Below are 10,327 nucleotides of genomic sequence, written 5' to 3'. Positions count from 1 at the left end.
AACGTATGTTACGGGTGATATTGGAACGAATGTCGGTTTAACCACCGGCTTCGATCCGCTGTTAGTAACAGGTACTATTCATCCCATTCCGGATGCTTCTACAGCACAATGTGCAGCCGATTTGCTTGATGTCTATAATTATCTGAACACACTGCCTTATGATATTGAGCTGCTGTATCCTGCACAGTTTGGTAACAACCTGGTTCTTACACCACATACTTACCTCATGAACGCTGCTGCAACATTTACAGATACACTTTACCTCAATGCACAAGGTAATGCAAATGCTGTATTTGTTATCCAGATAAACGGTGCCCTTTCAACAAGCACGTATTCAAAAGTTATTTTGATTAACGGAACGCAGGAACAAAATGTGTATTGGATGGTTGAAGGCGCAGTGGACATAAATGAATATTCGGTTTTCAGGGGAACGATTATTTGCAACAATGGCGCGATCAGCTTAAATAATGGAGTTACACTTGATGGCAGATCGCTTACAACCACAGGTGCTTTAAATACCTCTGCAATAACTGCCACCATGCCTCCCGGTTGCAATCCAACAGGCATTGCTCCTTTTGATGCAGCAAATACAAATGAAGCAGTTACCATTTACCCGAATCCATTCAGTACATCCACAACCATCATGATAAATGATGCATCGCAAATTAAGGAAGTTGAATTGAGGATGTATAATGTTTTGGGAAAAGAGGTGATGAATACAACCCTCACTAAACAATTAACCACTCTTGAAACAAGTAATCTTCCTTCAGGAATTTATTTCTACAAAGTGATCAGCAATAATAAAATAATACAATCAGGCAAACTGGTTTCACAGAAGTAAAAGAATTTACGAATGGATGTCCTGATACCATCAGGGACGCGGCTGACCTTAATATCAGCGAATACTTAAGCAAACCTTTTGAAAATGAAGATTTGGTAAACATAATCAGCAAGGCGCTTGAACTTTAAATGAAGGAGCGAAAATGATGAAAGATCTCAGAAGACTTATTTATGTGCCTATTCTGCATGCACGGGAAGATTCAGGACGCATAGCTTCAATCCTGCACGGAAATGAAAAAAATGATATAAAAAGAGGAAGAATCGATAAGGAACTGTCGGCAGTTGATGAAATGTGGGAGGGAATTGCTGCCAAAATAGAAGAACTAAACTTACCCTGGAATCAGACACGCATTTATCAGGATGGTGTGCCGGTGTGCGGTAATGAATTAGAAATAATTACGCGACTTGCCGAGAGTGGCAGTCCTAATTTCTTGTTTATTTTAGATTTAATACAGAAGAAGGCGAAATTTGAGGGCACGGAAAACATAGATTTACTAATACGGGAATACGATCTGCTTAATAAACTACTGATGAAAAATTCTGATAAGGATCGGAAGGAGACAATTGCAGAATACCAGGTTAAAAGCAGGGAACTACTAACAGTGAGGGATAAATTCATCTTAAAACGTATTACAAGCACACTTCAAAAAGGAGAATTGCCCATTGTTTTTATGGGCGTTATGCACCTTTTGGATAAAATGCTTGAAACGGATTTTTTGGTTTCTTATGTTATTTATCGCCTTCCATTCCGCAGTATTGGAGCAATTTATAACGCCTAAAGTGGAACAATATGCCTCAGAAACCTTCGTTATTACGAGCCAATCCTATTCTGTTTTCACCGCTTTACCTTAACGCTGAAAAAGTTTCCACGGAAAAACTACTTGCTCTTTATCGCGTTGCAAATCTTTTCTTCCCGCAAGCGGGTTCAGGCTTGGTTAAGACGATTTTGGACATGGAAAAGCACGGAGAGCGGCTATCGGTGGATTGTTCACCGGAAGAAAGGCGGAAACTGATCCGTGAGATGAAGGGCATGAGCATGGATATTCAATACGCGCTGAGTGATGAAGGACAAAAGATGATGGAAATTTCAATTCGTATTGTTCCCAGCGAAGTTCTCGAACGGGCGCAACAAGGGACGACAGATTTAATACAGTATCAAAAACTGAGCGATGACCTTGATAAATTGATTGTCAAACTGATTGTCAAGGAAATCCGACGGCGGTTCACCCGTAAAGTGATGGATTATTTTCAGACTTTTCTTAAAAATAAACAAGTGCCGTCTTTTATTACCCAATTACTTGACATGGGCTGGATTAACCGCAAGGGACAATTGCTGAAAGGGTCCTCTATTGATGATTTGCTAACAGGGAAATATCATGAACAATTTGAGCGATTGATGCCCGAAGAACTACTGCAAGAGGGTATGCAAATCCGCGAAACAATCAAGACCTGTTTTGCTATCGGTCAGGATAACGCTGATTCCCTGATTCAGGATGCCAAAAAGCGTCATGCCCTGCTTGAGATTGTGATTCGGGAAACCAAAAAACAATAAGGAGAAGCATAAAGAATAATATTCACAAACTAATATAAATCATATGTACAATCAAAATGGCACTTTAGCGATTCAAATCGTTTAAATGAAAAAGCCCTCTATCCTGATAGCTATCGGGGTGATGACCAAGCTTAAAAATTCAATAGCCGATGCGCTGATGAATTATAAAACTGATGAGCTATACGTTTACATTAAAGACGGAAACGTTTATGTTTCGCTCGAAGAAAAATTGCTGTTCAAATCGGGTAGCGATGTGGTTAATCCTCAAGGAAAAGAAGCGCTCAAATCTCTTGCCAAGGTGCTTAACAGTACCAAAGACATCACTGTGATGATTGAAGGCCATACGGATAATGTCCCCATTAAAACAAATCTATTTGAAGATAATTGGGATCTCAGCACAGCAAGAGCCACATCCATTGTACGTATTTTGACAAAAGACAATGGCTTTGATTCGAATCGTATCACGGCATCAGGCAGAGGAGAATTTCACCCCGTAAAAACGAATGAAACAGCTGAAGGACGTGCCGGCAATCGCAGAACTGAAGTCATCTTATCCCCTGACTTGAAAGAGCTTTATACGCTATTGGATCAATAAGGACGATAGACGATTTTTCATGTCTCTGTTCCTCCAAGCCGTTTCCTGATCGTATGCAGCTTCATCAGCGCTTCGAGAGGTGTAAGATTGTCGATATCGGTGTGCAGGATATCCTGCTTGATCTGTTCCAAAAGAGGATCATCAAGCTGAATAAAGGAAAGCTGGAATTGGTCTTTATCGGTTGTGGCGAGCTCTTTGGCCATCTTTGCCAGTTCGTCGTTGCTATGAGAACGCTCCAGCAGTTTGAGTAATTCATTGGCCCTTTCGATGACCTTCGGCGGCATGCCGGCCATGCGGGCCACATGGATACCGAAGCTATGCTCACTGCCTCCCTTGCATAATTTGCGCAGGAAGATCACCTGGTTGCCAATCTCTTTAACCGATATATGGTAGTTCCGTATCCGCTTGTGTGTGGCAGCCATCTCGTTCAGCTCATGGTAATGTGTGGCAAAGAGCACTTTGGGCCGGTATGCAGGGTGCTCGTGAAGAAATTCGGTGATCGCCCAGGCGATCGAAATGCCGTCGTATGTGCTGGTGCCACGGCCAATTTCGTCAAGCAGGATCAGGCTGCGGGTGCTTATATTGTTGAGGATGCTGGCAGTTTCGTTCATCTCCACCATGAATGTCGATTCCCCGGAAGAGATATTATCCGATGCCCCGACACGGGTGAATATCTTGTCGACTAACCCGATCTTCGCCTCCTCTGCCGGGACGAAAGAGCCTAACTGGGCCATCAGCACAATCAGTGCCGCCTGGCGCAATAAAGCCGATTTACCCGACATGTTTGGCCCTGTGATGATGATGATCTGCTGCTTTTCGTGATCAAGACTGATGTCGTTGGAAACATATTTCTCCCCTAACGGTAATTCTAGTTCAATGACCGGGTGGCGGCCCTCTTTGATCTCGATTTCAAAACTGTCGTTGATCTCAGGACGGCGGTAATTATTTTCTTTGGCAATGACGGCAAAGGACAGCAGGCAGTCGAGATGGGCTATCCAGTTGGCATTTAGCTGCACCGGGCGGATGTAATCGGCCAGGTCCTGGATCAGTTCATCGTACAAGCGGCTTTCAAGGACGAGGATCTTTTCTTCCGCCCCGAGTATCTTCTGTTCGTAATCCTTCAGCTCTTCGGTGATGTAACGTTCCGCGCCGACCAGCGTCTGTTTGCGGTTCCATTCTGAAGGAACCTTGTCTTTATGTGAATTGGTTACTTCAAGATAATAGCCGAAGATGTTATTATAGCCCACCTTCAGCGAAGTGATCCCGGTGCGGGCAATCTCCCGCTGTTGTAGCTTCTGAAGATAATCTTTCCCGGAAAAAAGCAATCCCCTCAGTTCATCCAATTCGGGCGAAACCCCGTTCTTCATCACACCTCCTTTGCTTACCGCGGTAGGCGGATCGTCCTGAATTTCGTTTTCGATGCGGTCACGTATTATCTTGCAGGGGTTCAACTGCTCGCTAATCTTCTGAAGGGCAGCATGTCCGGTCCTTTCGCATATATTCTTAATCTCTTCAGCGGCATAAAGGGCTCTTTTAAATTGTACTACTTCGCGCGGCGTAATCCTGCTCACTGCAACCTTCGAGATGAGCCGTTCCAGGTCCCCGGTCAGCTTAAATTGCTTACTCAGGGTTTCAGCAAACTCGTTATGCTTCATCAGGAATTCCACGATATCCAGCCTTTCTTCAATGGGCTTGCGTTCCTTGAGCGGCAGAACGATCCACCGCCTCATCATCCTTGATCCCATCGGTGTCAGCGTCCGGTCGATCACGTCCATGAGGGTCCTGCCCTTCTCGTTGATCGAGCTGACCAGTTCCAGGTTGCGTACCGTGAACCGGTCGAGCCAGACATATTTGTCTTCTTCAATCCGGGAAATTTTGACGATATGCCGGATTTTATCGTGGTGCGTTTCAGCCAGGTAATGGAAAGCACCGCCTGCGGCCACCACCGCATGGGGCATATCCTCCACGCCGAAGCCTTTCAGCGAAGTGGTGCCGAAATGGGCAGTCAGGATATCTTTCGCGAAATCTTCCGTAAATACCCAGTCATCAAAAGTATAAGTGTAAAATTTGTTCCCGAAAAGCTGCTGGAAACGCTCCCGCTTGCTTTTCTGGATTATAACCTCACTGGGCTTGAAACCCTGCAAAAGCTTATCGATATAATCATTATTACCCTGGGCGGCATAAAATTCACCGGTTGAAATGTCGAGAAAAGCGATGCCGGAGACCTTATCTCCCAACTGCAGGCTGCAAAGGAAATTATTCTCCTTATGATCCAGTACCTTATCGTTGTAAGAAACCCCGGGTGTAACCAGTTCCGTTACACCCCGTTTAACAATCTTCTTGGTCAGTTTAGGGTCTTCAAGCTGATCACAAATTGCTACCCGTTGTCCGGCCCTGACCAGTTTAGGCAGGTAGGTATCGAGGGCGTGATAGGGAAACCCGGCCAGGTCGACATAGGAAGCCGCGCCATTAGCACGCCTGGTAAGCACGATACCCAGTATTTTTGATGTTTTGACCGCATCCTCACCGAAGGTTTCATAAAAATCACCCACGCGGAATAGCAGAAGTGCATCCGGGTATTTGGCCTTGATGGTGGCATATTGCCGCATCAACGGGGTGTCAATGATATCGGGATCGTTGCTCAAAATGAGGATTCTTTGGGTAAAGCAAAAATAAGATTAATTTAGCATTCTATGAAAAAGCTGTCAATGGCTCAACTTAACCGACTGTCGGCCGAAGAGTTCAAAAACTCTGATAAGATGCCGGTTATTATCGTGTTGGATGATGTGCGCAGCGCTTATAATGTGGGATCGATTTTCAGGACTGCCGATGCGTTCCGGGTTTCCGGCATTTATATTTGCGGCATTTCAGCGAGGCCGCCACACAAGGATATTTCCAAAACCGCCCTGGGAGCTACGGAATCAGTGGAATGGAAATACTTCCAGGATGTTGCAGCAGCGGTCAGTTTGTTAAAAGAAGAAGGTTTCATGGTTTATGCTATTGAGCAGGTTGATGAAAGCATTCCGCTGGAGCAGTTTCAGCCTGAATTAGGGTCGAAAATCGCCCTCATATTTGGCCACGAAGTTTTTGGGGTAAAGGAAGGATTGCTTCCTCTTGTTGATGGCTGCATAGAAATCCCGCAATTTGGCACGAAACATTCGTTCAACGTTGCTATCAGTGCAGGGATTGTCCTCTGGGAACTATCGAAAAAGATGGAAGAATTGATGATCCGGGGAGCTTGATTATTTTATTTCAAACCTGATAATATCGATCGTTTTGCCACAAAGGGCATTTGTCCTTTCATAATCCAACCTGATGAGAACCGGGAAAACCGTATTCACATCAATGTTGAAATTCCCCGGGACATGATCGACCTGGTAAGTGCTATCAGTAATCAATTCAGTGAAACTGCTGTTCAGGTTGATCAGCAATCCTCCGCAGCATGCACAGTCCCTGGGGTCAAATCCTGTAATAACACCTTCACCCATATAATCTTCTTTTTTTTCGCATGCTGTAAACATGACCAATAAAATCAAGGTGAAGATGGTTATTGATGCTGCATTCATATAGTGATCTGTGTGAATCTTCGTCTTTAATCTGCGAAAATCAGCGAGAAACTTTTTTAATATGTCGGATTCTCAACCTTACCTATAAACAGCAATGTATTCGTTGTCCTTTCCCTTATCGCGAAAATGAACGGCTTGTCAACGGTAAATGAAGGCGGCATGCTTACTTCCTTGATACCGATCGTTGTAACCGCGGCCGCTTCCGTTCCTTCTTCGTTCACATCAACATAAGTATTCTGTTTTACAAAATCCACGTAAATATCCGCATCGGAAATGCCGGAAAGATCTGCCAGGTATGGATCAAAAGCATCCATCATTCCAAGTGTTTTCAACTGATCGTTCAGGTATTTCTCATAATCGAATTTAAATTTCGGCACGATCATTTCAGCTTCCCCAGGCTCCGTTATAGCATCCAAAGCGGCAGTTATACTACTCCAATCCGCTTTGTCAAAATCCGTAAGATATTCTCCTAATGAATTATCAGGAAGTATGATCACCATCGAGAAATTCTGGCGGCCGTAAGGGAGTTCAACTGCAGCAGCGCCGTTGCCCGAATACATTTTCACCGGAATAAGGCTTCTCATCATATCGACATTAACGGCGCTTCCGTTTTCAAGGTGGAAGGGAGCGATTGCTGTCTGGTTTGTTTCAAACTGATAGGTCCATGTCCCTTTGAAATACAGCGCATTCATCAGCAACATAACCATATCAGGTTCAATTTCCTCAAGCACTTTCGGAATCTTACCATTGGTATTGTCGCTCGCCCATTTGTTAATTGTTTCAAGCGCTGAAGGCTGACTGAAATCCAGTGCTCCGATCTGTGATTCAAAGGAGCTGTCCATCACCTCCAGGAAAGTTTGCTTCACTAAAAAATCCTGCCGGTACCAGACTGCATTAGCCAGGGCAAGCTGAACTTCAGGGTCCACAGCAAGCAACTGCTCAATAAGACTTCGGTAAGTACTGTTAATCTCATCAAGGGTCAATCCTTCATACCCCAGCATATCCCTGATCTGCACATAAGTCTGGGAATTGCAGCCATTGAGCAGCATGGTAAGGGCCGTGCCGGCGCTGAGCGGCGAAAGCATCAGGTTGCCATCCTCTTGTAAAGCCGTAACCCGGAAGAGATCGATGCCAAAGCCATTGCTACCGGCAATAACTTCACCGGCTTTTTCGGGGAGATATATGGGTTTTGGTTGTTTTGGCCCTTCCGGGTCTTTTTTGCAGGAAACTGCTGAAATCATGAAAACAAGCAGGAACAGGGCGATAAATGGTTTCATATAATGAATTAGTTTGAATTTCATAATAATAAGACTTTAACTCTCATTAAAAGTTGCCTGAATATATATCAAATTTCAGGCCATTTTTTAAAATTTCCTCTCAGTACCTCTACCTGTATCAGGTGGTCATTAAATAGTCATAAGGTTGTCATAAAGTTGTTATAAGGTTGTCATTAACTTCGAATATCAAATATCATGTATCTCTGTTTCGAATATTTTTCATAATCTTTGTCAATAATATTTTCAATCCGTGAAATATGAAAAAGATCATCATTTTTACAATCCTTCTAAGCTCTTTTGTATCTGCCAGCTTTGCCCAGCTTGAGCTCAAACCTGCAATCGGGATCAATGCCGCCCGTTTCGACAGTAATCCAAGTTTTAAAACTGATCCTGACAGCCTGATTGCTAATGGCCGCGCAGGATTTCAGATTGGTGCAAGCCTTGCTATCGGCAGAAATATGTATGTCGAGCCGGGTATTTTCTACAACAAAATGAACCAATCTTTTACCCCGGCAAATACGGAAAAATCTGTATTTACCTATAATACAAGCTTTATAAGAATCCCGGTTAATTTTGGTTTTAAGCTTATTGGGAAAAATTCAAACTTTGCCAGCCTAAGAATATTTTTAGGGCCATCGATGTTTATTCCGGTTAATGTCAAGGAAAACAGTTATCCCCTGGTTAAAGCAGACCTGAAAAGTCCACAGTTCGATATCGCTGCCGGTGCCGGGTTGAACATCTGGTTTCTTTTCCTTGATGTCAGTTATGGATGGGGCCTGACGCCCCAGTTCAAGGATGATTCAATCGAAGCTAAAATGCAGTCGTTTTATGCAAACCTGGGGTTCAGGTTCAAACTGAAGAATGACGATGAGTAATAATTGAAAGTTGAAAGTTGAAAATTGAAACTATTGGATTAGTATTGCATCTAATTAGTGATCTGCAAACAGAGAACCTAGCTTCACTTTAACATCGTCCAACGATGGATTAATGTCGAAAACGACGGATGGTTTCAGGTAGTTTAATTGCCGGCCTCTCTTGAACCGCTCCTCCCCGCCCCCGGTGATATTGAGCATGATCACTGCATCTTTTTCCACCTTTTTTTCACGGCAGGCATTAATCAGTGAAGCTGTTGCCACTGCAGCGGCCGGATGAAGGTCTATCCCTTCAATTTCAAGAAAAAGTTCTCCGGCTGAGAAGGCTTCCTTATTGGGTACCAATAATACATCACCACCTGAATCCTTCAGTGCATCGAACAAACCGCCCGATATTGAATACGGAGGTTTTCGGTTAGATAAAACTTTGGCCCAAATTTCCTCGACATACCTGCGGGCAAGATCATCATCGAGCGGCAACAATTCCCGTGAACCGGCTTTCCAGGCGTTATAAATAGGTAAGAAAGGGGCGTTCTGCGAAACCATGAGTTTCATCTTATTATTCCCGTATCGACCATCTTTTATAAAGCGTTTGTCAGCTTCCCAGGCAGCAATGGCGCCCGTTCCGCTCCCAACAGCCTGAAAATAATAGCCAGGTATGCGGCCGATTGTGGTAACGGCTGAGAGCACTGTTGTAGCCATCCCATCGCGGCGGGCAACATTTTTAGCACCACCTTCCGGAAGGAATTTCTCCAGTTTACATGCAAGGTTTGATAGGTGTATAGCATCAAAGTAATCACTTCCCTTTCGCGAGGCAATGACCTTGACACAATCATTGATCTTCTCATCAAACCATAGGGCATCCAGGTTATCTTCCGGGACACACAGTAAAAGGGGAATATTGTTATCGGAACAAACGCGGGCAAAGGAGCGGGCCGTATTTCCCGCAGAAGCAACTACCAAAACTTTACCAGAATTTTCCTGTAGCCGCGCACATACAGAGTAGGCCTCGGTTTCCTTGAAAGAGCAGGTTTTCATAGTCGCCCCTTTCTCAGGCCACCAGCCGCTGAATGTGATGTACAGATTTGTCAAGCCTAAACTGGAAGCTAATTTTTCACTTTTATATGTTACCGGAGATGATGAACCATTCAAAAAGCGCTTCACGGGTAACCATTCAACAAATTTATACAGGCCTAAGCCATCATCTTTCACCTGTAACTGATCCTGGGTGTACACTGTCTGCAGCAGCGAAGGTTTATCTTCTCCGGGGGCTTCCAACATCCATCCGGCATCTTCAAAATCCCTTCCGGTAACCAGCGATTGCAAATGATACGCTGTTGGTTGAAAATTATGTACCATCTTACTTTCTGTTAATATAAATGAAAAGGCAAAGGTATGAAAAACACTCAGCGCCAAAAAATGCCCGTTCGGGGAACTGATTTTCCAGTTGATCGTTTTTTGTTTTTCTAACAATCAAGTATGTATTTATTTTGTTATGTAATTCCCGACTTTGACACTTGTTTGCCTTTTTTAACTATTTGAATTTCACAACTAATTGATATTCAGTGTACACAAAAATGGAATTCTTTTATTTTCAAAAAATGTAGTGGACACTTTATCAACAA

10 protein-coding genes are annotated in these 10,327 nt (G+C 43.8%); 6 read left to right on the top strand and 4 right to left on the bottom strand.

Going from position 1 to position 10,327, the window contains the following annotated elements:
• The 4 genes from M0Q51_16430 to M0Q51_16415 form a co-directional block, all read left to right on the top strand.
• On the top strand, positions 1-841 hold an 841-nt coding region (locus M0Q51_16430; GenBank protein MCK9401563.1), incomplete at its 5' end, for an ice-binding family protein.
• 142 nt (positions 842-983) lie between these two features.
• Positions 984-1,619 carry a hypothetical protein gene (locus M0Q51_16425; GenBank protein MCK9401562.1) on the top strand — a complete coding sequence of 212 codons (636 nt, stop codon included), beginning with the start codon at positions 984-986 and terminating at the stop codon, positions 1,617-1,619.
• An 11-nt stretch (positions 1,620-1,630) separates the two neighbouring features.
• Positions 1,631-2,392 carry a hypothetical protein gene (locus tag M0Q51_16420; protein MCK9401561.1) on the top strand — a complete coding sequence of 254 codons (762 nt, stop codon included), beginning with the start codon at positions 1,631-1,633 and terminating at the stop codon, positions 2,390-2,392.
• 85 nt (positions 2,393-2,477) lie between these two features.
• The gene (locus tag M0Q51_16415) at positions 2,478-2,987 is read left to right on the top strand and encodes an OmpA family protein (GenBank protein MCK9401560.1); all 510 of its coding nucleotides are present in this window, start codon (positions 2,478-2,480) and stop codon (positions 2,985-2,987) included.
• Positions 2,988-3,004: 17 nt separating this feature from the next.
• Here the strand turns inward: M0Q51_16415 and mutS are convergent, their stop codons facing one another.
• Positions 3,005-5,632 carry a DNA mismatch repair protein MutS gene (mutS, locus tag M0Q51_16410; GenBank protein MCK9401559.1) on the bottom strand — a complete coding sequence of 876 codons (2,628 nt, stop codon included), beginning with the start codon at positions 5,630-5,632 and terminating at the stop codon, positions 3,005-3,007.
• Positions 5,633-5,680: 48 nt separating this feature from the next.
• Here mutS and M0Q51_16405 point away from each other — a divergent pair, with 48 nt between their 5' ends.
• Positions 5,681-6,229: an RNA methyltransferase gene (locus tag M0Q51_16405; GenBank protein MCK9401558.1), complete on the top strand. Its 549-nt coding sequence runs from the start codon at positions 5,681-5,683 to the stop codon at positions 6,227-6,229.
• Here M0Q51_16405 and M0Q51_16400 read toward each other — a convergent pair whose 3' ends face one another.
• Together M0Q51_16400 and M0Q51_16395 are read right to left on the bottom strand one after the other, a co-directional pair.
• Positions 6,230-6,553, bottom strand: coding sequence for a hypothetical protein (locus M0Q51_16400; protein MCK9401557.1), 324 nt, complete (start codon positions 6,551-6,553; stop codon positions 6,230-6,232).
• Positions 6,554-6,609: 56 nt separating this feature from the next.
• Positions 6,610-7,830 carry a serpin family protein gene (locus M0Q51_16395; protein MCK9401556.1) on the bottom strand — a complete coding sequence of 407 codons (1,221 nt, stop codon included), beginning with the start codon at positions 7,828-7,830 and terminating at the stop codon, positions 6,610-6,612.
• Between the two features lie 257 nt (positions 7,831-8,087).
• Between M0Q51_16395 and M0Q51_16390 the strand changes: the two genes are divergently transcribed.
• Positions 8,088-8,705 carry a PorT family protein gene (locus tag M0Q51_16390; protein MCK9401555.1) on the top strand — a complete coding sequence of 206 codons (618 nt, stop codon included), beginning with the start codon at positions 8,088-8,090 and terminating at the stop codon, positions 8,703-8,705.
• 54 nt (positions 8,706-8,759) lie between these two features.
• On the opposite strand, the gene M0Q51_16385 is transcribed toward M0Q51_16390, so the two are convergent.
• The gene (locus M0Q51_16385; GenBank protein MCK9401554.1) at positions 8,760-10,061 is read right to left on the bottom strand and encodes a cysteate synthase; all 1,302 of its coding nucleotides are present in this window, start codon (positions 10,059-10,061) and stop codon (positions 8,760-8,762) included.
• Positions 10,062-10,327: the final 266 nt, after the last annotated feature.

This window comes from Bacteroidales bacterium (assembly GCA_023229505.1).
In the GTDB taxonomy this organism is placed as follows: Bacteria; Bacteroidota; Bacteroidia; order Bacteroidales; family JAGOPY01; genus JAGOPY01.
The sequence above is the reverse complement of the archived record's forward strand: the minus strand, read 5'-3'. Positions and strand labels throughout refer to the sequence as shown.